Origin of the sequence: Marinomonas sp. NPDC078689 (genome assembly GCF_044542435.1) — a bacterium.
Lineage (GTDB): Bacteria > Pseudomonadota > Gammaproteobacteria > Pseudomonadales > Marinomonadaceae > Marinomonas > Marinomonas arenicola.
Genome location: NZ_JBITUJ010000007.1, coordinates 200,206 through 223,162 on the forward strand (window position 1 = coordinate 200,206; position 22,957 = coordinate 223,162).

Consider the following 22,957-nt stretch of genomic DNA (forward strand, 5'->3'; position numbering starts at 1 on the left):
ACTATGGCGATACCCTATCTTTAGATTAAGAGAGACGATGTGAAAGTATTAGTAACCGGAGCCGCTGGGTTCATTGGACACGGTTTAATTAAACCACTCCTTGCTCGAGGTGATGACGTTGTGGGCATCGATAATCTCAACGATTATTACGACCCGGCGTTAAAAATCGCACGCCTTGATGACCTCGCTCGTTTCAAAGACTCTCACCAAGCACAAGACCGCTTTCGTTTTATTAAAATGGATTTAGCAGATCGTGACGCCATGGCGACCCTCTTCGAGGACGAACAGTTCGATGTGGTGGTAAATTTAGCCGCCCAAGCCGGGGTACGTTACTCGATTGAAAATCCGCAAGCCTATATTGATTCTAACCTAGTGGGCTTTGCGAATATTCTAGAAGGCTGTCGCCAAACCAAGGTGAAGCACCTTGTGTATGCGTCTTCTAGCTCTGTGTATGGGATGAATAAAAAGCAGCCGTTTAGCACAGAAGACAGAGTCGACTATCCTATTAGTCTGTACGCGGCCACCAAAAAATCGAACGAACTCATGGCGCATTCTTACAGCCATCTTTATGACATTCCAACGACCGGCCTACGCTTTTTTACCGTGTACGGTCCTTGGGGGCGCCCAGATATGGCGGCCTATAAATTTGTCAAAGCGATTTTCGAAGACCAGCCAATCGACGTTTATAACCATGGTCAGATGAAGCGTGACTTCACCTATATTGACGACATTGTTGAAGGCATTGTGCGCGTTATAGGCACCATACCAACGAAGATGGAAAGCGAAATTACCGCAGCGACCGCGCCTTATAAAGTATTCAATATTGGCAACAATCAGCCAATTGAATTACGACGCTTTATTGACGCTATTGAAAGCGCCTGTGGCAAGAAAGCCCAAGAAAACCATTTGCCAATGCAAGCGGGCGATGTGCCACTGACGTTTGCCGACATTGATGAACTGATAGAAAGTACCGGTTTTAAGCCAGCCACCAGTATCGAAGACGGCATGCAGAATTTTGTCGACTGGTACCGTGACTTTTATGGCTCAACCCACTAATTATACTGATAACGTAGGAAGATATTTTGACGACTAAAAAATACCAGATTGCCGTTGCGGGAACAGGCTATGTTGGCCTGTCTATCTCCATGTTGCTGGCCCAGAACCATAAAGTCACAGCGGTTGATATCGTCGCAGAGCGTGTGTCCATGCTAAACCAAGGACAGTCGCCTATTAGCGATGCAGAAATCGAAGATTTCCTTGCCACTAAGACGCTCGATTTTGTCGCCACCGAAGACAAAACACAGGCTTATCAGAAGGCAGACTTCGTGGTAATTGCCACGCCAACAGACTATGACCCTGAAACCAATTACTTCAATACCAGCTCGGTAGAAAGTGTTATTGCGGATGTGTTGGCGGTCAACCCAAGCGCGGTTATGGTCATCAAGTCGACTATCCCTGTCGGCTACACAGCGGAAGTAAAAGCCAAATTTGGTACAGATAATATTCTGTTCTCGCCTGAGTTTTTGCGTGAAGGCAAAGCCCTTTACGACAACCTTCACCCGTCTCGTATTATCGTTGGAGAAGACTCCGAGCGCGCGAAAGTGTTCGCTGCTTTGTTGCAAGAAGGCGCGATCAAACAAGAGGTTCCCACCTTGTTTACCGACGCCACCGAAGCCGAAGCCGTTAAGCTTTTCTCTAATACCTATTTGGCCATGCGTGTGGCCTACTTCAACGAGCTTGATTCTTACTGTGAAGCCTTTGGCCTCAGCTCTAAGCAAGTGATCGAAGGCGTCGGCCTAGACCCTCGTATTGGCGCGCACTACAACAACCCTTCTTTTGGTTACGGCGGCTACTGCCTACCAAAAGACACCAAGCAGCTGCTGGCCAATTACGACAATGTGCCGAACAACCTGATCCGTGCCATTGTTGACTCTAACACCACACGTAAAGACTTTATTGCCGATGCCATCATCAAACGCAATCCTAGCGTCGTGGGCGTGTATCGCTTAGTGATGAAAACAGGTTCAGACAACTTCCGCGCATCGGCGATTCAAGGCGTCATGAAACGTTTGAAAGCCAAAGGTATTGAAGTCATTGTTTTTGAACCAGAATTAGAAGAAGACAACTTCTTCCACTCAACAGTCTATCGTGACCTTGCTGAGTTTAAAGTCGCGGCGGATGTCATCATGAGTAACCGCATGACCGACGAGCTGAGCGACGTGGCGGATAAGGTTTATACCCGAGATTTATTCGGTAAAGACTAAATTCGCAGCGCCATCGCGAGAGAAACAATGCCTTAAGAAAAACAGAAACCTAACAGACTCAGTGTGTTAGGTTTTTTTACGCGATATCACGCTACTCACGATGGATGAAAACGCGCCGTGTTAGGCAAATATCTTTATATATTTGATAAAAGTGACGCTAAAATCTGTTAAAGTCGCTCTTTGAATCGCCAGTGATTCACCCTGACTGTACTGGACACCTAACACTAGGACTCTACTTTGACCAATAACGATATTTTACGCCGCCTTCGCTACACCTTTGACTTGAAAGATTCTTATGTAAAAGAGATCTTTGCTGCCGCTGATCAAACGGTTAATCGTGATCAAATCATCGCGTGGATGAAAAAAGAAGAGGAAGAGGGTTACACCTCTATGGTCGATATAGACATGGCCGCTTTTCTAAATGGCTTTATCAATGTGCGTCGTGGCAAGCGCGAAGGTGAACAGCCTGCGCCAGAGAAACGCCTAAATAATAATCTTATCTTTATGAAGCTGCGCATTGCGCTTAATCTGAAAGCGGAAGATATTCTTGAAATCATGCAATTGGCTGAGTTCAACATGAGCAAGCACGAGCTAAGTGCCTTCTTCCGTAAGCCAGACAACAAGCATTACCGTGAATGCAAAGACCAGATCTTGCGTAACTTCATCATGGGATTGCAGCTAAAATTCCGTCCTAAAACAGACGTTTAATCCTGTTGTTTTAGGCAAAGAAAACGCCCTGCTGGGCGTTTTCTTGTTAGCAAAGTAACTCTCTCGCTTACGCGACACCGACGGCAAGTGGTTTCATACGATTTTCTTCCACCGCATGACATGCAATAAAATGCCCTTCTTCTGCTTTACCCAATAACGGCGTTTCACTGCGACAACGATCGTTCGCATAAGAACAACGACCATGAAACGCGCACCCAGACGGTGGGTTTAATGGCGAAGGCAACTCCCCTTCTAACTTAATACGCTGACGACGTTTATCCGGCGACAGTTGAGGCGTACTAGACAGTAAGGCCAAGGTATAAGGGTGCTGCGGATTTTCAAACAATTGCTCTCGAGAGCCTTGCTCAACCACCTTCCCCAAATACATCACCATCACGTCATCAGCAATGTGCTCCACCACCGACAAATCGTGGGAGATAAACACATAACTCAAGCCAAACTCTTGCTGTAAATCCATCATTAGATTAAGCACTTGGGCTTGAACTGACACATCTAGCGCAGACACTGGCTCATCAGCGACGATGACATTAGGGTCCAACATCAGGCCACGAGCAATGGCAATACGCTGGCGCTGGCCACCGGAAAACATATGCGGATAGCGATCGTAATGTTCTTCTTTCAGTCCCACTTTTGCCATCATGGCCAAGGCTTTTTCTTTGCGCTGCCCTTTAGAAAGCTTGGTATTGATAACCAAAGGTTCTTCTAAAATCGAGCCAATTTTCTTACGTGGATTTAACGAACCATAAGGATTTTGGAAGATGATTTGGATCTTTTGACGCAGGCTTGCTTGCTCGTTTTTAGAAAGCGTTAATAAGTCCTGCCCAAGATGCGCCAGCTGCCCTTCTGTTGGTGTTTCGATCATGGTCAACATACGACCCAAGGTCGATTTACCACAACCAGACTCGCCAACCACCGCCAACGTTTTGCCTTTTTCCAAAGTAAAACTAACCCCATCCACCGCTTTTACGACGGCATCCGGCTTAAACATCCCCTGCTTAACATGGTAATGCTGCTTTAGGTTTTCTGCATTCAGGATCAGTGCATTGTTCTGTGATGTACTCATGCGGCCGGTCTCCCTTCAATGTCTAACGGAGTATGGCATTTCACTTGGCGGTCTAATGGACCTTGATTTTCAGGTTCTACCTTATGACATTGTTCCTGAGCATAAGGGCAACGAGGGCTTAACAAACAGCCTTGCGGACGATCGTATTGCCCAGGCACAACACCAGGTAAAGCCTCAAGACGAGCTTTACCGGAGGACGACTCTGGCAGCGAAGCCAACAAGGCTTGCGTGTAAGGGTGCTTTGGAGAACGAAACACTTCCGCCGCGGGACCAGATTCGACAATTTGACCGGCGTACATCACGATCACTCGATGGGCGACTTCTGCCACCAACGCCAAATCATGGGTAATCAACACCAATCCCATTTTTTTCTTGCGCTGTAATTCGATCAACAGATCAATGATTTGCGCTTGAATGGTGACATCCAGAGCCGTGGTAGGCTCATCGGCTATCAATAACCTAGGATTACACGCAATCGCCATGGCAATCATCACACGCTGGCTCATACCACCAGACAGCTGATGCGGATAATTATCCAAACGTGATTCAGGCGCGGGAATACCCACTTGGGTTAACAATTCAATCGCGCGTTGTTTTAAGACTTTCTTGCGCCCACCTTGGTGGGTTTTAAGCGCCTCCATGATCTGATAACCCACTGAGAAACAAGGGTTCAAACTGGTCATAGGATCTTGGAAAATCATCGCAATATCCGAGCCCGTCAGTTTACGACGTTGCTTTTCTGGCATGGCTTGTAGGTCTTGCCCATCAAAGGTTAATTGATCGGCGCTCACTTTACCGGGAAAATCAATCAAGCCCATTATAGACAAGGAACTCACGCTCTTACCTGAGCCAGATTCTCCAACGATGCCAAGGACTTCCCCTTCCTCGACCTTATAACTGATGTTGTCCACGGCACGAAAATTACCGAAGGTAACGCTTAAATTGTCCAGCTGTAGCAGTGACATCACAACCTCCTACTGTTTCAACTTGGGATCAAGAGCATCGCGTAAGCCATCGCCCATGAGGTTAAATGCCAACACTGTGATCAAGATCATCAATCCGGGGAAGGTCACAACCCACCACGCGCGTTGTACAAACTGTAAGGCGTCGGCCAACATAGAACCCCATTCAGGCGTCGGTGGCTGAGCACCTAGCCCGAGAAAGCCCAATGCCGCCATGTCCAAGATGGCGCTAGAAAAGCCCAGTGTCGCTTGCACGATCAGAGGTGCTAAGCAGTTCGGTAAAATACACACAAACATCAAACGCAATGGACTGGCACCCAAAACACGAGACGAGGTGACATAGTCCCGTGACATTTCCGCCATGGTCGCAGCACGCGTTAAGCGCACGTAATTTGGCAAAGACACCAAAGATATCGCCAGGGCTGCATTAAAGATGCTTGGCCCTAATATTGCGACAATGGCAATCGCCAATAGCAAACTCGGCATCGCCAACATGATGTCGACAAGGCGCATGATGCAAATATCGACAACGCCTTTAAAGTAGCCTGCTACCAAGCCCAACAATATGCCAATGACCAAAGAAATCGTTACCGCAAAAGCGCCAACAGACAAAGACAATCTGGCCCCATAAATAAGGCGTGAAAAAATGTCTCGACCCACGTCATCGGTGCCTAACAAGTAGGACCAACTGCCACCATCTAACCATGCAGGCGGAAGCAATAAGGCGTCTCGCACTTGAGCAGAGGGCGAATGCGGTGCCACAACATCGGCGAAAACCGCCATAAAACAAATCAATACAATAAAAACCAGTCCTGCGACCGCGCCTTTATTGCTGCTAAAATAATGCCAAAATTCTTGTATCGGTGTTCTTGGCGCTGGTGCAGATACGGTATTAGTCGTCATAAAGCGCCTCCTTATCGGTTGTGTCGAATGCGTGGGTTAACAACGCCGTAGGCGATGTCGACCAATAGGTTGACGACAATAATAATGGTCGCAACAATCAAGATGCCGCCCTGTACAACAGGGTAATCTCGTCGGCTAATAGACTCGATAAGCCATTTGCCAATGCCTGGCCAAGCAAACACAGTCTCGGTCAAAATTGCCCCTGATAATAAAGTTCCGACCTGCAAACCGATCACGGTAATCACAGGAATCAGAGCGTTGCGCAACGCATGAATAACAATCACTCGCCACGGAGCAATGCCTTTGGCACGAGCGGTGCGAATGTAGTCTTCACTTAAGACTTCAAGCATAGAAGAACGCGTCATACGGGCAATAACGGCCATCGGAATGGTGCCCAAGACAATGCTGGGCAAAATAAGGTGAGACACGGCAGACTTGAAAGCGCCCTCTTCGCCTGATAACCAAGAGTCGATCAACATAAATCCCGTGGTATTGTCGATCCAATAGACAACATCAATCCGCCCCGATACTGGGGTCCAGCCTAGGGTCACGGAAAACACCAACATCAGCAGCAATGCCCACCAAAAAATAGGCATCGAATAACCCGTTAATGAAAAGGTCATCACCGAATGGTCGAAAATGGTACCGCGCTTCACCGCAGCAAAAATACCGGCGGGTAAGCCAATTAAAATAGCAAAAATAGCCGCGCAAACAGCAAGCTCTACGGTGGCTGGAAACAGCGTCATAAACTCATTCATGACAGGTTCGTGGGTAACTAAAGACTCGCCTAAGTCACCTTGTACTATGCCTGCAACATAGTGGAAATATTGCTCATATAGGGGTTTATCTAACCCCAATTGGGCACTCAACTCAGCATGACGTTCTGGCGATACACCACGCTCCCCTGCCATCACTTCAATCGGGTCACCAGGGATCATGTGGATCAAGGTGAAGGTCAGTAAGGTAATACCGATAAAGGTCGGAATGACAAGACTCAAACGTCGGAAAATAAATTGGAACATAAAGGACTGGCTCTCTTGCGATTTGACTAGATCGGGTTTGTAGCCCGGTCAGCGGGGTGTTTGCTTGCGTCCCAGCAAACAAACACCCTATTACGGCGTCCGAATTGGACTTACTTCTCTTTGCTTACGCTGTAGAAGTAGTGACCACCAAGTGGATCAATTTTGTAGCCTTTCACTTCTTTGCGGATTGGTTCGTATACCACAGAGTTGGCAACAGGAATCCAAGGTGCTTGATCATGGAAAATAACCTGTGCTTGTTTGTAGTAGTCGTTACGTTTGTCCATATCAGAAGTACGTTTCGCTTTAACCAGCAGGTCATCATAGGCTTTGTTACACCATTCTGAGTAGTTTGAACCACCCACAGAATCACAGCTTGTTAGTACGTACAGGAAGTTATCTGGGTCACCATTGTCACCCGTCCAACCAATTAGAATCGTGTCTGGCTCACCCGCTTTTGCACGCTTAAGGTATTCACCCCATTCGTACGTCACTATGTTCGCTTTAACACCCACTTTGGCCCAATCCTCTTGCATGATTTCCGCCATACGGCGTGCATTCGGGTTGTAAGGACGCTGAACTGGCATTGCCCAAATAGTGGTTTCGAAACCATCAGCATAGCCTGCTTCTGCTAACAGTTTTTTCGCTTTAGCTGGGTCATATGGGTAATCTTTGATAGACGTATTGTAAGACCACATAGTCGGTGGAATTGGGTTCTTAGCGACTTTACCAGCCCCTTGGAAAACCGAATCAATGATCGCTTGTTTATCCGTCGCATAGTTCAATGCCTGACGCACTTTCACATCACCAAACGGTTTTTTCGTCACGTTGAATGCTAGATAACCAACGTTCAAACCTTCTTGGCTCATCAAGTTGATATTTGGATCCGCTTCCATCTGCTTGATATCAGCAGGATTTGGGTATGGCATCACATCACATTCGCCGGCTTTTAGTTTAGCGTAACGAACAGAAGCATCTGGTGTGATAGAGAATACCAAGCGGTCAATTTTTGCTTTGCCTTTCCAGTAATCTTTAAACGCAACGTAGCGAATCAAAGAGTCTTTTTGGTACTGCACTTTTTGGAATGGTCCGGTACCAACTGGGGTTTGATCCAGTTTTTCAGGCGTGCCCGCTTTTAAGTATTGATCCGCTTGTTCTTTTGAAAAGATAGACGCAAAGTCCATCGCCAAGTTGGCAATAAACGGCGCTTCTGGGTGGTTCAATACAAATTTAACTGTGTAGTCATCGACTTTTACTATGTCTTTGATCAGGGTATTCATGCCCATGTCATCAAAGTAACCGTAAGAACCGCCGCCCACTTTATGGTACGGGTTACTATCAAGACGCTGACGGTTGAATGAGAAGATCACATCGTCTGCATCAAAGTCGCGTGTTGGTTTGAAATCTTTTGAGCTTTGGAACTTCACACCCTTACGTAAATGGAAGGTATATTCTAAGCCATCGTCAGAGACATCAACGCTTTTGGCTAAGCTCGGCTCTACTTGAGTCGTGCCCAGTTTAAACTCCATTAAGCGGTTAAAAATTGGTTTAGAAGACGCATCGAAAGTGGTACCAGAATAGTACAAAGAAGGGTTAAAGCCTTCTGGGCTACCTTCTGAACAGTATACCAATGTTGATGCTGCATGAGCTGACGTGGAAATAGCGGCCGCGGCCATGACGGCAAACGGTAATGCTGCTAACCCTTTTTTCATTTTCATTCTCCATTAGCGTAATTATGATCGTGTTAAACACGTGGGAAGTTGAATCAAGGTAATCGTTACTTTGTGATATCTGAGAGGCAAGGTTGTAATGGCATAGATAGAGAAACGACCTCGCTTAGATATCCATCTAAGCGAGGTGTCCTGCCTCATCCTTGAGCCCCCTTTAGCTGTTTATCGCGCGCTACAATGTAACCCCGCTCAAAACCGCATCATTGAAGACTACTTAAGCTTTCCCAAATGACCAATCGAAATAACGATATGCCTCATGCGTGTAATGAATAAGTAATTTTTATGCACACATATAGCACCCGAAAACAAAGGGGTTGCAGCGTTATAAGGCTATTTAGGAAAAAGAGAAATGACGTGTTTTTTTCAAAAATAAAAACCTAACTCAATGAATATTAAGTTAGAAAGCGTGACAAAAGAGTAATAGCGAACAGATAAATCCCTTATAGATCGCCACGGTTTCCACGAAAATGTGACGCACAAAACGCCGGATACAAAAACAAATAAGGCCAGCATCATTCAATGATACTGGCCTTATTACTATCGTTGTTAATCACAAGCCGTACAAGATTAGGCCTGTTTGTCTCATGCTTTATTGTCTAATGCTTTAATAAGCACTGAAGTATCTTGGCGGCTACGACCTTCTGCCATTAGGGCTTGATAATCTTCATCTACGGCTTTCGTTAAAGGAATAGACAGCCCCATTTTATCCGCTTGGGCCAGGCAAAGAGTTAAGTCTTTATGCATCCATTCGATGGCGAAACCAAAATCAAATTCGTCTTTCGCCATGGTCTCGCCACGGTTTTCTAATTGCCATGAGCCTGCGGCTCCATGTTTTAAAGTGTCGACTAAAGTGGCCATATCTAGCCCCGCTTTTTGTGCAAAGCGCACCCCTTCAGACAAGCCAGACAATACTCCACCAATCAGGATTTGATTGACCATTTTTGCTAATTGACCATGACCAACAGGGCCTAATAACGTGGTGGATTTCGCATAACAATCTAACACGGGTTGAGCCATCGCTAACGGCGCAGCTTCTCCGCCCATCATCACAGTCAAGACACCATTAACCGCACCGGCTTGGCCGCCAGACACAGGGCCATCCATAAACAGGAAGCCCCTATCCTTTGCTACGGCACTTAGCTCTTTAGCGACTTCCGCTGAGGCTGTTGTGTGATCAATAAAGAGAGTGCCCGCTTTCGCCATATGAAAAGCGCCTTCCTCGCCTAAGTAGACGGCACGCAGATCCGCGTCGTTACCGACACACGTCAGTACTATCTCCGCGTCTTGGGCGGCCAGTGCTGGCGTTAGTGCAAACGCACCAGAATACTCTTCACTCCAAGCCTGAGCCTTGGCCGTAGTGCGATTATAAACGGTAACATCATGACCTGCCTTGCTCACATGACCCGCCATTGGATAGCCCATTGTGCCCAAGCCGATAAAAGTAACCTTCATTATGACGTCTCCCTATTGGTTAGTATTTCACTGCCTTTGATCATAACGCCTCGTCAGCAGATTTCGAGGCACACAATGCCAAAAAACACAGCATACAGATTCTAAAAATGGCCAATCTGCGTCTATCTCACCGGTTTTCGCTCATTATTTGAACACGACGTTCTTGTGGATAACTTTGTGAAAGGTTTTTAAAAAAACTTGAAGATTGCCGCTTTCTGGTATTGACACAGGGCTCTCGGATTGATTTTTAAACGATTTTTTCTATTTGGTCAGGAATAGTTAAAAATTCCGATTCGTGTCAAGATCTGTGGCATAAAAACCGATGAAAAACTTTCCTCAAAAAAGCTTTCGTCTTAAAAAAGTCAATCCTTATCGCCAAAAAAAACACCTGTTAATTTATTTTTCTCTTTTAAATCAGTAGGTTAATAAATTATTGATTTTACTCCTCCAAACATTAGAACCGTTCACACCCAACCTACTCCAACAAAGCTCAAGCCCTCTTTCAATAATCAACGATAAAACCGTGCGTTGGTCTATTTAAGCGCGGTAAGCAAGCCAAACATCTGATGTGTATGGGTAATCTTCTGCTCTTGTGAAACACTGATCCAATTGGGGATAAAATAATTTACTAAGGCTTTTTCCACTCCTAAGGCCTGCTGTCACTGTAAAAGAAGCGTCCTTCTATAATGAAGAGAAAATGACGCTATTCTCTTGGTATTATGTCGTGTTTTCTTTGACTGACCATTAACAGACGGCGTGTTTTGTAAAGAATGCCCAGCCATTCTGGCGACTATGGAACCTTTGCGGTATACCCAGCTGGAAACTGTTTATTTTAAAAGAAGTCCGTATTGTAAAGACCAACGATAACAACCGGATTTACTTTATGAACGTCAGTGTTCAAAAACTTTTTGCGAAAACCTTCTCCTATATTTTCTTCACGCTGGCAGCGTTAGTGGTCATTACTAGCTTTGTTTCAGCCACCGGCAATTACTTAAATGGCGAAGACATTACTCAGACGCTAATCAAGATCATTAACTCAAATATTATTGCCATTGCGGTGTTTGAACTGGCCATGGTGATTAACAAAGAATATGGCAATGACGATGAACACGATGTGATCGTCATGATGCGACGCACCTTACCGCGCTTTATCAGTACAGTTTGTGTTGCCTTGGCACTAGAAGGGCTCATCATGGTCATTAAATACAGCCAAATGGACATGGCAGGAAATCTTTATTATCCCGTGGCCATTGTCAGCTGTGCCGGCTTCTTACTGATTTCCTTAGGTGTGTTTCTCAAACATGCTCCTAAAGAAACAGAATAATAACGCAGCGGCTTAGCCTTCTTAACTAAGCCGCTGTTTAAGCCATGGCATCAGACAATCGTAGTGCGTCCTATCGACCACATCTTGGCATCGTCACCCCGTTTAAATAGTGGCGGTTTTTACTTTCATTTGACTGCTTAATAGAGCCCCATAAACAAGCGCCGCAACAAGCACACCAATCACGGGCGGTAACACAGGCGTGAAATAAGCACAGGCGCAAGCGATCCCATAGGCAATCAAGCCGGCGTAATTAAAATTGGGCAATGCGGCACTGTCTAATGCGGGGTATTTACCGCGATATTTGACCCAAAAATCGGCCATGATGACGCCACCCAATGGTGGAATAAAAGTGCCTAACAAGATCAAGTAGGGAATCAAGTAATTGTACATGCCACCTAATGCCAACACAGTGCCAATGGCCGCTCCCAGCACAGTCACAAGGCGTCGTTTGTCCGTACGAACAAGGTTACAGCCCGCGACGGCGAAGTTATAAATGGTGTTGTCTTGAGTGGTCCACAGATTTAGAAATAGCATAAGAATCGCCAATGAGATGGAACCTTGAGCGATCATCACATCAACAATGTCAGCTTGTTGGTATATTAGGCTACCCAGCGCCCCTGTCACGACCATTAAGCCATTGCCTAATACAAAGGCCAGCAATGTCGCCCAAATGGCCACCTTGCCAGACTTAGCGAAGCGACTCCAATTGGTCGCCTGTGTTCCACCACTCACAAAAGTGCCAATAATAATGGTAATGGCCGTTGCCATGCTCATATTGGTCGTGGGCGCTTGTCCGAACACATCCCCTAAGCCGCTGAGATCCGCCATCCCTTTATAGAAACTGATCAAGATAAACAGCAACATGGCAGGTACAGCAAGACGGGAGAGGTAATCCATCCCCTTATAGCCAATCATCGCGGTAATGCAAAAAGCAAAACCAAAGAAGATCATCAAGGGCGTTTCGAGACTGGGGCTCAGATCCAGTGTCTTCACTAGCACAATCGCAATCGTCGCTGTGCCCCAGGCATACCAACCGATTTGCGTAAAGCCTAAAATAAAGTCAGACAGTTTGCTGCCTTTCTCACCAAAACAAAAACGCCCCATCAATACCGCGTTAAGGCCACTTTTGTAGGCAATATAAGCCAAGGCGGCGGCATAAAAGCCCAATAATAGGTTACCTATGGTAACCGCTAACAGCATTTCACCTAGACTAAATGCACTGCCTATTTTCCCCCCAGCAAACATGGTGGCGGTAAAAAAAGTAAAGCCAAGCAACACGATACTGGTAGAAAACAACCCTTTGCGGTCATTTTTTGGTACTTCAGTTAATGGGTAATCGTTCGTTTCCATACTGTTCGCCCTCTTTATTGGTATTTTAACCAAGCAAAGAATAAGCCAACGTCAAGGTAGTTGGGTTGCAAAGAAGCGTGCTGTCGGCGAAGCCGCAGAATAAGAGGTTGGTAGTGAACAAGCGCTGACGCGCATAAGAGTTATCATGCACGCCAGCTCAGACAAGGATCACACGACAGGGATCTCACGATGAACTGCGGGGCGTACCACGGCACGCTCCCAATCACCGTATTCAACAAGATCGGCATGTTGAAAAGGTTGATTGTAAACATAAATCCAACCTTTTCCATAAGGAGATTGTACGCATTTTCTCACAAACAAGGAGCGCTCTGGTGCCGCAGGATCATACTCTTCAAGACGATCCATTGCTTCCAATGTGCTGTCCGTTACCTTGTACCATTCGACACGAACACGTTGGTTATCTTCATGGGTAAACACCACACCAGGAAAGTCTCCAAAATTACCCATTCGGTAACCTGTTAACCAGCCCTTTCCAATAGGTTGGCTGTTCGCTAATAATTCGTGATTATCGAAACCCACTCTGAGAGAGCCATAAACGGCCACTATATTTGAAGGCATATTGATTTCCATCTTGTCATACTATTTCCAGAGGATCTCCTTACCGACTCCCTATTTCAAGAGCCTCACCCGCTCTAAGCCAATAAATTAAACTTTCATGACGAAGACCAAAGACAACCTTTAACCTTCTGATAAAACCGTTACTAAGCAAATCCAGATGAAATGCCGCAATAAACCTTAACGGCCTCTTTTTATGCCCTCTATTTTGTTTTTATCGCGGCGAATATTTTTCGGCATTTACTAAAATAAACGTATCTTTTAGCACTTCTTTGGCTCTAAAATCGCGACCTGTTTGGCCATTGATTATTGTTAAATGAACATCATCTCTTTCGACGCATTACGCACCTTGCACCTCCCGAATGTTCGCTACATAAAGCCTGAATCTATGTACGATCACTTAGAGGAAATTCAACAAGCGGACTGGCTTCTATTCCCACAGTATTGGCAGCTTAACGCGTTAATATACGGTTTAAAGAAGCGCATTTTTCCAAGTCTTGCGTCTTATATGATTGGTCATGACAAAATAGAAATGACGCGTACTTTTCGCACCATAGTACCGAATCAACACCCTTATACAGTGATTGCCGCGAACACCCCTTATGAAGCGGACAAAATCTGGGACACAATGTCATCTCCTTTTGTCGCTAAGATTCCAAAAAGCAGCATGGGAAATGGGGTGTTTCTGATCGAAACATTGGGACAGTGGCGTGACTATCTGGCCAAAAGTGATGTTCTATATGTACAAGAGTATTTGCCGATCGACCGAGATCTGCGCATTATTTGGGTAGGCAATAAAATTGTCAGTGGTTACTGGCGTTTGCAATCAGATAATGGCTTCCACAACAATGTTAGCCAAGGCGGGCAGGTAGAAGTGGCTTTGATCCCAAAAGAAGCTCAAGATCTTGTGACCTATTTGGCGCAATCTCTCGACATTAACCACGCCGGATTTGATATCGCTATGATAGGCTCAGTGCCCTACGTCATTGAAATCAATAGGATCTTTGGTAATCAAGGTATTACCAGTATTCAAACCGATGTGAATACAGAATTACTGAATTATTTAAATGAGCAACACCTGCTGTCGATTGCCCATTTAACAGACCAATTAAGCGGTTTCTAGCGTCTTTTTGGCCCACTATTCAGCCTGTAATTTAATTGTCATCTCTCTCTTTTATGCTCTGCGGCACTTGGCCTAAGAGCATAAAATCCACTTTGATCAGACACCGGTTGTTCACGCTCTCTATGAAAGATGGCGTGTTTACACTCAAGCGTTTAACTCCTGAATGCCGTGTCCGCCAAAAAAGAGCAAGCAACAAAAGCCAGTCATCATTTTTGAGCGCTTGATGGCTGGCTTTTCCTTATTGGACTACCCAGCCAATAAACCTCTATGCTTATCCTGAAAACACATTAAGTCTATAAAAAAGGAAACAAGTATGAGATTAACCAGCAAAATCATTTGCCTAATTGGCTGTGTTTTAGTGCCGACTATCTCCTTCGCTAAAGGCGAACAAGCAAACCACAATGCCGCTTGTTATAACCAGAAAATAAACTGCCAGACAAACAAACACTCAGCTCAAAAAAGTGTTTCACCTCCTGTCCAAAAACACAAAGTAGTGACACAAAAACATAAAGCCGTTACTAAGCACCAGAAACAACTTACCAAGAAAAAGCCGACTGTCTTTCGTAGTGGGCCACATATTGTCACGAGCAAGCGCTTAAATATTCGCGCGCAACCTACCACTAACAGCCCAATCGTCGGTGCCTTACGTCATGGAATGAAGATAACTGTGATTAGACAACATGGGGCATGGCGTGAGATCGTATTTAATAAACAGCATGTCTGGGTTTATGCGGCATACCTTAAAGCTATACAGTAGCCTTCTTTACCCTCTTAGCACGCTAAAGAGAGCCCTTCAAACATCGTGGCTGGTTATAGCCAGCCACGGTGTTTGAAGTACCAATAGGGTGCGAAACCAGACACCACCATTAGCCCCAGCGCACCTGGATAACCAAGGCTCCAGTTTAATTCCGGCATAATATGGAAGTTCATCCCATAAATACTGGCCACTAAGGTCGGCGGTAAAAACACCACAGAAGCAATCGAGAAAATCTTAATGATTTTATTTTGTTCTATATTGATAAAGCCTTGGGTGGAATCCATCAAGAAGTTAATTTTATCGAACAAAAAGGTCGTGTGTGACATCAGGGTGTCCACATCGCGCATGATCTCGCGTAATGTTTCTGAATGGTCCTGCTTGCTGGTCAGATGACGCAATAAAAATGAAATATTGCGCTGGGTATCCATCAGGCATAAACGAATCTTTCCGTTACTGTCTTCTAGACGCGCTAATTTGGCGATAACAGAGTCGAATTCTGTTTCATTTTCTTCCAACACAAGATGGCTTACTTCTTCCAGCTGACGGTGTAAATCTTCCAAAATATCGGCATGGTTTTCGACCTTGTGCTCAAGCATGGTTACCAGTAATTGAGCCGGAGAATCGGCTGCTATCTGGCCGCCTCTGGCGCGCATTCTTAATAATCGAAAATCGGCAATTTCGCCTTCTCGCACCGTCACTAAACGATCTTTCTGTAAAATACAGGCAACCGTTGTGGTTTTGTGACGGCCTTCACTTTGCGTTAAAAACAAAGAGTGAACATGAATGCCAACTTGGTCCACAAAACAGCGAGCCGACGCTTCAATTTCTTCTACATCATCCGATTCAGGTAAGTCTGTGCGTAACAAGGTACGCAGCTGCGTGCGCTCTTCCTCATCGGGTTCATTTACATCAATCCAGTCTGCTTCTGTGTGCATACTGGGAAGCGCACCCTCATCTTTAGGGATTTCTTTGATCAAACCGTTATTAATTCTGAAAAATCTTAACATTCGCGTACCTCTGCGAACCGATACCTAATGCGTTCTATGTCATCAAAAAGAACGTCCATTCTGTTTCAGCGTACTACTTATTTATGACCGTTATTGTCACACCATCTAAGGAAAAAAAGACAGTGGCAATAAAGAAGGGTAGGAGTGGCGCTATAATAAATTTTAACTCGGGTAAAAGCGAAGCATAAACGCGTTTTTACCCTTCGTGGCTGGCGCCTATCACGCTCACAACCTAGTCATTTATGCAGAGAATGCGAATAAGAAAGCAAGATTGTAACTGACTTCTCATAACCCGAGTGGTAAAAAGAGGCTCATTTAAATAACAGCAAGGAAGTAGTCATGCCTCAGTCTTCCCAAAGCGGCATATTTTACGCCCTGACGGCGTTTACTTTATGGGCTATTGCCCCGATGTATTTCAAGTTTATGGCGTTTATTCCAACCACTGAGATACTCGCTCACCGCGTCATTTGGTCTTGCCTGATCGTGCTCATTCTTATTGTTGGAATGAGCAAAACAGACAAGTTAAAACAAGTGTTTAGCTCCAAAAAAACACTGCTGGCCATGCTTCTTTCAACCCTGCTAATCGGCGTCAATTGGGGGACTTTTATTTGGGCCATTAGCCACAACCAATTGCTCAGTGCCAGTTTAGGTTATTACATTAACCCCTTAATCAGCATTATGCTGGGGATGGTTTTCTTTAAAGAAAAACTAGACCCTGTGCGCAAAGCCGCCGTCGCCTTATGCTTTGCTGCCGTGGCGTTTGAGGTGATCCAATTTGGTTCTCTGCCTTGGGTCGCATTGTCCTTAGCACTGTCGTTTGGTTTCTATGGCTTAGTACGAAAAAAAGTCGCCATTGATAGCTTCACAGGGATGGCCGTCGAAACCTTATTAATGCTGCCAGTGGCTCTGATTTACATGTTCACTGTGCACACCTCAACGTCGAATATGCTAGCAAACCCAAGCCTGACCAACTGGCTTTTGTTTGCCGCTGGACCAATCACCATGGTGCCACTAATGTGCTTTGCTGCCGCCGCGAACCGAGTCAGCATGATTACCCTTGGCTTCTTCCAATACATAGGACCAAGTGGCATGTTCTTACTGGCTGTCTTTTTATACGATGAGCCGTTAAGCCCTGAGAAGTTAATTACCTTTAGCTTGATCTGGGGCGCTCTGGCATTGCTGATTTTCAATTCTATTCGTCAACTGCGCAATACCAGAAAAAAACGACCGTTAGACATGACTACGAAAACAGAAAAAGTTTAAACGCCGCCATGCAGGACATGATCCGGATCAGCCATTTGAACTGAACCGGATTCACTTTTTTCAAGAAGTGATAGCCAATAAACGACCCTATCAACAAGCCAGGCAACGCCATGACGCTCATTTTGGCAGTACCAACAGACAACAAACCTAAGCTGATATAGAGCGGCAATTTCAATAAGTTAATAATGAAGAAGGCCCATGCTCTTGTGCTCACATACGTTTTTTTATCGAGCTTTTGCTCCAACAAAAACAAGCTAAATAACGGGCCTGCCGCGTTCGCCATCATGCTCACAACCCCACCTAAAAAGCCCATACTATATGCCGCAGCAGGCTTTCGCATAAAACCAGCGGGGCGAAAATCAAGATACAGACCCAGTAAGATCATCGCGATGACAATCGTCCCTAAGAAGTAAACAAACTGGCTGGCATCAATGCCCGATAAGAAATGCCCACCCACAAAGACGCCAAGAAAAGCCAATGGTAAGAAGCGCAACAAAACAGACCAAGCAATGTGGTTCTTATAGCTAAACACGGCCATCAGGTCCGTAATCACATAGAGCGGCATTAAAATACCTAAGGCTTCAGGCCCAGGGAACGCAATCATCACAATGGGCAATACCAACAACCCCATACCGCCTACGGAGAATTTCGAAAAACCCGTAATCAAACCCGCAATCAATAAGACAACGAAGGATGTATCCAACACTTTCTCCTTTAAAAAAACACTTTCATTTGATATTCACTATGATAAGGCAAATAATGAACGAAAAATAATTTCGTTTTGTTATTAAAATGATTGGATATATCTATCATGAAGCTAGATCAAGTTAGAGCGTTTATCGCGGTGGTTGAAACGGGTAGCTTTCGTTCCGCTGCAGACGCCATTCATAAAACCCAACCAAGCATCAGTGCCGCGGTAAAAACGCTGGAAGCACAATATGGCATCCAGCTGTTCGACCGTGACAGCTATCGCCCTACACTGACGACAGAAGGCAAAGCGTTTTTCCTGCAAAGCAAAAAGCTCATGTCTCAAGTACAGCAATTAGAAAGTTTAGGGCACAATTTAGCGCAAGGAACCGAGGCGCCATTACGCCTTTGCTTTAGTCAGAGCTGCTTTTCTAATGAGCTTATGACGCGCCTCAAAAACTTTCAGACCAGTTACCCAGAGCTGTCCATCGACATCACAACGGATCATCTCTATGGGGTGCATGAAAACCTGCAAAAAGACAAATCAGAAGTGGCGATTGGCCCTCGATATGGTCTCGATGACAGACACGCTTTTATTGAATTATTACGACTGGAGGTGGTCACTGTGGTGGCGCCTGAACTGTTGGCAACACTGGGTCATAAAGGCAATCGTTTAAAGCAAGCTCAGCTTTATTCTACCGCGCACATTCTCGTCAATAATTCGGCAATCAACCAAAGTGAGAGTGGCCATCGCTACTTACTGCCGACCGGGAAACGCTGGTATGTGAATGATTACTTCGCGAAGAAGTCGTTATTATTAAATGGCTTAGGTTGGGCAAGAATGCCTCGCTATATGGTGGAGGCGGAGCTAGCGTCTGGCGCGTTAGTGACCATCGACATAGAAAACTTTATGTCTCATAACCAGCTGCCTATTTTTATGATCAAGCTTCGGCATCAAACACTCAGTTATCAAGCGAACTTATTCTGGGAAGCAATGAAAGAAAACGCACTAAAGTTGCTACCTTAGTGCGTTTTAATCATTCTATTATCTGGCGTTTTCAAAGAGGCTAAACGCGCTCTAAATTAGCCTCGACGCCAAGTATGATATTTCTCGATCCACTTCAAGATACGCTCAGGCGTATGAGCGCGTTTCCACTCACCTGCGGCGTATTTATTCGATTCAGCCCACGTAGGATAAGTATGAATCGTTCCTAGGATTTTATTCAAGCCAAGACCATGCTTCATCGCTAAAACGAACTCAGCCAATAATTCACCAGAATGCTCACCTACAATGGTCACTCCTAAGATCTTATCTTTGCCGGGAACGGTTAACACCTTAACAAAACCCTTGGTTGCACTCTCAGCAATCGCGCGGTCTAGGTCATCAAGACCGTAGCGTACCATTTCATATTCGATGCCTTGTTCTTTCGCATCTTGCTCACTTAAACCAACACGCGCCACTTCAGGGTCAACAAAGGTTGCCCATGGAATCACTCGGTAATCCGCACGGAATTTCTTAAAGGTTCCAAATAAAGCATTCACGGCGGCAAACCAAGCTTGATGAGCTGCGACGTGGGTAAACTGATAAGGGCCCGCGACATCACCGACCGCAAAAATATTTGGAAACAAGGTTTCAAGGTAATCGTTGGTCACTATGGTGCGATTTGTTTCTACACCAAGATTTTCTAAACCGTAACCTTCAAGGCGAGCCTGACGGCCAACAGCACACAGTAGCGCATCAAATTCGATCACACTTTCAATGCCGTCTTTTTCAACGATAAGACGTTTGATGTCGCCTTCTTTCTCACAGCGAATCGCATTGTGCGACGTTAGTATGGTCACGCCATCCGATTCCATACTTTCTTGAACCAAGGCCGACACTTCTTCGTCTTCGCGGACCATAATACGATCAGAACGCTCGACCTGAGTGACATTAGAACCTAGGCGAGCAAAGCTTTGTGCCAGCTCAGAGCCAATTGGACCACCGCCTAATACAACAAGACGCTTTGGTGGCTCGTCAAACTTGGCGAATTCACCCCACAAAGTATCGCTGGTGTAGTAACCCACATCGTCTAACCCAGGCAATGGTGGAACAAATGGACGCGCACCGGTCGCCAGAATAATACTGCGTGCCGTCAGACGTTGCGTACCACCGTCGTTTAATTGAATTTCAACGGTCCAAGGGTCAATTATTTTTGCATAGCCTTGAACAACATCTACACCAAGTTCGGTATAGCGCTCAACGCTGTCATGAGGCTCTACTTTACTAATAACATCGTGCACACGCGCCATGACTTTCTTAAACGAAAACGTAGGCTCAACATTTTCTAATCCATAGTGTTCCGCATGACGCATTTGTTGTGCGATTTTCGCACTCTTAATAATCGCTTTGCTTGGAATACAACCGTAGTTCAAGCAATCGCCACCCATTTTATGAGCTTCGATCAAGGTAACTTTCGATTTCACTGCCGCAGCAATGTAAGCACTTACCAATCCACCAGCACCTCCACCAATAACGATTAGGTTACGGTCAAAACTTTTTGGCTTGGTAAATCCTGCATACACTCGACGCGCTTTTATCACATCCAATAATTTTTTAGCCACCAAAGGAAATACCCCAAGCAGGACAAAGGAGAACAGTAAAGAAGGGGATAAAATGCCAGATAAGCTTTCTAATTGACCCAGTTGCGTACCCGCGTTCACATACACGACAGTGCCTACCAACATGCCCACTTGGCTAACCCAATAGAAGGTAAAAGCGCGCAGCGCGGTTAAGCCCATCAACAAGTTAATTAAAAAGAAAGGGAAAACAGGCACCAAGCGCAAGGTGAATAAATAAAAGGCTCCGTCTTTCTCGACCCCTTCATTAAACGCCTTTAAACGACTACCGAACTTTGCTTGCACCCAATCACGCAATAAGTAACGCGACACCAAAAACGCCAATGTGGCACCAATAGAGCTCGCGAATGAGACAATAACGGTGCCCCAAAACAAACCAAACAAGGTGCCGGCCGCCAAGGTCATAATCACAGCACCCGGTAACGACAAGGCTGTCACTACCACGTAAAGCAATAAGAAAGCGCTGCCAACCAATAACGGAGCTTCTGCACGCCAAACTTCAAACTGCACAAGTCCCGATTTTAGCCCATCAAGCGTTAATAACCGATCAAGGTCGTAATGGAAAAAGCCCACCACCAATAATAGGATAGCGATTACTAACCCGATTTTCTTCATTGCTAAACTCCAAAATAGATTAAGTTGATTTGCCTATTAAGCATAAATGTTTTACTTCCTATCCCATCTACGCCACCAACAACATAGGCATAAGATCAAGGCTACTTATCGTTAGACGCACCAACTCTGCGAACTCTTACAATGAAGCTGAATTATTTTTAAAGCGCTTCGCCAAAATACTCAAACTGCCGCCACAAACACAAAAAATCAGCACCAGTGAAATCAGCCCTTGTACACCAAAAAGACTGAGCATGGTCGCAAAGCTTGGCGGCCCAATGGTCGACCCTAAATTCCCTAACTGAGCGACTAAACCGTAGGTCTGAGCTTGTTCATTAGGGTTACGGGCGAGTGCCGGAATCATCGACATCGCCGCACCAGTCACCATGCCTGCAGACAACACCATCACACCGGCAACCACGCAAAATAACACTGGCGTAGCCACTAGAAAATTCAAGGCCACAGCGCTCGTAGCAATCAAAAAATATGCCATGATCGCGACGTTCTGAGGGCGCATCACATATTGAGACAAGGTACCGGCTAAAAACGTTCCTGCAATGCTCATTAAAGGCAAACAGGTACGAATCACCGAGCGCAAATGTTCGTCTTCTATCAAGCGAGGGACATACGTTAGTAACGAGACAAACATACAGGTATAAAATAAAAATATTGCGGCTGGCAGTATGTTTCTTGGGTTACGATACACCTGCGACATTTGCGCTAACATTTTATTCTGCACTGTGCTTGTTTGGTTTTCATACAAAGGGTTATTGCGCTCTAAACGAAAATACAGCACACAGGCAACGCCCCCAATAAAGAGGCCATGGGAGAAGAACAAACTTCCCATACCGTAATGGCGCAGAATCATGTCACCAAATAAGCCAGTCATCGCAAACGCCACACCAAAGAAGGTGCCCCATAGCCCCATCGTAATCGAACGATGCTGTGGTGCACTCAAGCGAGCAATCATAGTCGGCGCAGCGACAACGACACCCAATTGAGAAAAGCCTTCGATCACACGGCACACCATCATCAGCTCAAAATTTGGCATCAAGGCTTCTAAAAAGGACATCACTGAGCCTAATGCCAAGGCCCCAATCAGGGCACGTCGATAACCAACACGGCCGACAACAACCCCCGCCGAGACACCAAAAATAAGCCCGATCACACCCACTACGGAAATCGCCGCACCGGTGAGTGTTGCGCCTTCTTGGTAATACGCCAGTAACGCATCATAAGAAATGGAAAACTTGGCAAATTGCATTGCCACTGATATCCCTGCCGCCCATAGCAGCATTACTTCCAGCCATGCCGTTTTCGTATCATATGGAGAGGTGTGCACTGTCATTTAACGCCCTTTTTATAAACAATCCGTTCAATAAACATTAAACGTTGACCTATCGGTCAAGGTTTTGGCGCTATTCTAATGTAAAAAAGCGCGGCTTGATGCCCAATGAATAAAAAAGATAGGTTTCATTCTATCGTGTTTTATACCACGCAACAGTGCGTCTCTGTTT

General features: G+C 45.5%; 20 protein-coding genes. 8 read left to right on the forward strand and 12 right to left on the reverse strand.

Going from position 1 to position 22,957, the window contains the following annotated elements; all coding sequences use genetic code 11:
• Positions 1 to 39: 39 nt before the first annotated feature.
• The 3 genes from ACIGBN_RS12925 to ACIGBN_RS12935 all read left to right on the forward strand — a co-directional run bounded on the left by ACIGBN_RS12925 (position 40) and on the right by ACIGBN_RS12935 (position 2,972).
• A complete protein-coding gene (locus tag ACIGBN_RS12925; protein WP_396665893.1) occupies positions 40 to 1,056 on the forward strand; it encodes an NAD-dependent epimerase in 1,017 nt (338 codons plus the stop codon).
• 26 nt (positions 1,057 to 1,082) lie between these two features.
• Entirely contained in the window at positions 1,083 to 2,264 is a 1,182-nt protein-coding gene (locus tag ACIGBN_RS12930; protein ID WP_396665895.1) for a nucleotide sugar dehydrogenase, read from the forward strand.
• 237 nt (positions 2,265 to 2,501) lie between these two features.
• Entirely contained in the window at positions 2,502 to 2,972 is a 471-nt protein-coding gene (locus ACIGBN_RS12935) for a DUF1456 family protein (protein WP_133002418.1), read from the forward strand.
• Positions 2,973 to 3,039: 67 nt separating this feature from the next.
• On the opposite strand, the gene ACIGBN_RS12940 is transcribed toward ACIGBN_RS12935, so the two are convergent.
• From ACIGBN_RS12940 to ACIGBN_RS12965, 6 genes are all read right to left on the reverse strand, one after another.
• The gene (locus ACIGBN_RS12940; RefSeq protein WP_133002417.1) at positions 3,040 to 4,056 is read right to left on the reverse strand and encodes a peptide ABC transporter ATP-binding protein; all 1,017 of its coding nucleotides are present in this window, start codon (positions 4,054 to 4,056) and stop codon (positions 3,040 to 3,042) included.
• Positions 4,053 to 5,021 (reverse strand): dipeptide ABC transporter ATP-binding protein, encoded by a 969-nt coding sequence (gene dppD / locus ACIGBN_RS12945; protein WP_133002416.1) that lies wholly within the window; start codon positions 5,019 to 5,021, stop codon positions 4,053 to 4,055. The genes ACIGBN_RS12940 and dppD overlap by 4 nt, the downstream gene beginning before the upstream one ends.
• Positions 5,022 to 5,030: 9 nt before the next feature.
• Positions 5,031 to 5,921 carry a dipeptide ABC transporter permease DppC gene (dppC, locus tag ACIGBN_RS12950; RefSeq protein ID WP_133002415.1) on the reverse strand — a complete coding sequence of 297 codons (891 nt, stop codon included), beginning with the start codon at positions 5,919 to 5,921 and terminating at the stop codon, positions 5,031 to 5,033.
• Between the two features lie 11 nt (positions 5,922 to 5,932).
• A complete protein-coding gene (locus ACIGBN_RS12955; RefSeq protein ID WP_133002414.1) occupies positions 5,933 to 6,943 on the reverse strand; it encodes an ABC transporter permease subunit in 1,011 nt (336 codons plus the stop codon).
• Between the two features lie 110 nt (positions 6,944 to 7,053).
• On the reverse strand, positions 7,054 to 8,652 hold the full coding sequence (locus ACIGBN_RS12960; RefSeq protein WP_133002413.1) for an ABC transporter substrate-binding protein: 1,599 nt from the start codon (positions 8,650 to 8,652) through the stop codon (positions 7,054 to 7,056).
• Positions 8,653 to 9,252: 600 nt separating this feature from the next.
• Positions 9,253 to 10,122, reverse strand: coding sequence for an NAD(P)-dependent oxidoreductase (locus tag ACIGBN_RS12965; RefSeq protein WP_396665899.1), 870 nt, complete (start codon positions 10,120 to 10,122; stop codon positions 9,253 to 9,255).
• An 883-nt stretch (positions 10,123 to 11,005) separates the two neighbouring features.
• On the opposite strand from ACIGBN_RS12965, the gene ACIGBN_RS12970 reads away from it, so the two are divergent.
• Positions 11,006 to 11,446 (forward strand): hypothetical protein, encoded by a 441-nt coding sequence (locus tag ACIGBN_RS12970; protein ID WP_133002411.1) that lies wholly within the window; start codon positions 11,006 to 11,008, stop codon positions 11,444 to 11,446.
• 102 nt (positions 11,447 to 11,548) lie between these two features.
• Here the strand turns inward: ACIGBN_RS12970 and codB are convergent, their stop codons facing one another.
• Together codB and ACIGBN_RS12980 are read right to left on the reverse strand one after the other, a co-directional pair.
• Entirely contained in the window at positions 11,549 to 12,796 is a 1,248-nt protein-coding gene (gene codB / locus ACIGBN_RS12975) for a cytosine permease (protein ID WP_133002410.1), read from the reverse strand.
• A 168-nt stretch (positions 12,797 to 12,964) separates the two neighbouring features.
• Complete coding sequence (locus ACIGBN_RS12980) at positions 12,965 to 13,375, reverse strand: gamma-glutamylcyclotransferase (RefSeq protein ID WP_396665902.1); 411 nt, start codon at positions 13,373 to 13,375, stop codon at positions 12,965 to 12,967.
• 313 nt (positions 13,376 to 13,688) lie between these two features.
• Between ACIGBN_RS12980 and ACIGBN_RS12985 the strand changes: the two genes are divergently transcribed.
• Both ACIGBN_RS12985 and ACIGBN_RS12990 read left to right on the forward strand, forming a co-directional pair.
• Complete coding sequence (locus ACIGBN_RS12985) at positions 13,689 to 14,495, forward strand: RimK family alpha-L-glutamate ligase (RefSeq protein WP_133002408.1); 807 nt, start codon at positions 13,689 to 13,691, stop codon at positions 14,493 to 14,495.
• Between the two features lie 313 nt (positions 14,496 to 14,808).
• The gene (locus tag ACIGBN_RS12990) at positions 14,809 to 15,252 is read left to right on the forward strand and encodes an SH3 domain-containing protein (protein ID WP_396665904.1); all 444 of its coding nucleotides are present in this window, start codon (positions 14,809 to 14,811) and stop codon (positions 15,250 to 15,252) included.
• A gap of 53 nt (positions 15,253 to 15,305) precedes the next feature.
• Here the strand turns inward: ACIGBN_RS12990 and corA are convergent, their stop codons facing one another.
• Positions 15,306 to 16,259, reverse strand: coding sequence for a magnesium/cobalt transporter CorA (corA, locus tag ACIGBN_RS12995; RefSeq protein WP_133002406.1), 954 nt, complete (start codon positions 16,257 to 16,259; stop codon positions 15,306 to 15,308).
• 339 nt (positions 16,260 to 16,598) lie between these two features.
• Between corA and rarD the strand changes: the two genes are divergently transcribed.
• Positions 16,599 to 17,522 carry an EamA family transporter RarD gene (gene rarD / locus ACIGBN_RS13000; protein ID WP_133002405.1) on the forward strand — a complete coding sequence of 308 codons (924 nt, stop codon included), beginning with the start codon at positions 16,599 to 16,601 and terminating at the stop codon, positions 17,520 to 17,522.
• Here rarD and ACIGBN_RS13005 read toward each other — a convergent pair.
• Positions 17,500 to 18,228, reverse strand: coding sequence for a sulfite exporter TauE/SafE family protein (locus tag ACIGBN_RS13005; RefSeq protein ID WP_341563291.1), 729 nt, complete (start codon positions 18,226 to 18,228; stop codon positions 17,500 to 17,502). The genes rarD and ACIGBN_RS13005 overlap by 23 nt on opposite strands.
• A gap of 105 nt (positions 18,229 to 18,333) precedes the next feature.
• Between ACIGBN_RS13005 and ACIGBN_RS13010 the strand changes: the two genes are divergently transcribed.
• Complete coding sequence (locus ACIGBN_RS13010; RefSeq protein WP_133002403.1) at positions 18,334 to 19,236, forward strand: LysR family transcriptional regulator; 903 nt, start codon at positions 18,334 to 18,336, stop codon at positions 19,234 to 19,236.
• A gap of 56 nt (positions 19,237 to 19,292) precedes the next feature.
• Here the strand turns inward: ACIGBN_RS13010 and ACIGBN_RS13015 are convergent, their stop codons facing one another.
• Positions 19,293 to 21,443, reverse strand: coding sequence for an FAD-dependent oxidoreductase (locus tag ACIGBN_RS13015; RefSeq protein ID WP_396665908.1), 2,151 nt, complete (start codon positions 21,441 to 21,443; stop codon positions 19,293 to 19,295).
• 136 nt (positions 21,444 to 21,579) lie between these two features.
• The gene (locus tag ACIGBN_RS13020) at positions 21,580 to 22,788 is read right to left on the reverse strand and encodes an MFS transporter (RefSeq protein WP_396665910.1); all 1,209 of its coding nucleotides are present in this window, start codon (positions 22,786 to 22,788) and stop codon (positions 21,580 to 21,582) included.
• Between the last annotated feature and the right edge of the window lie 169 nt (positions 22,789 to 22,957).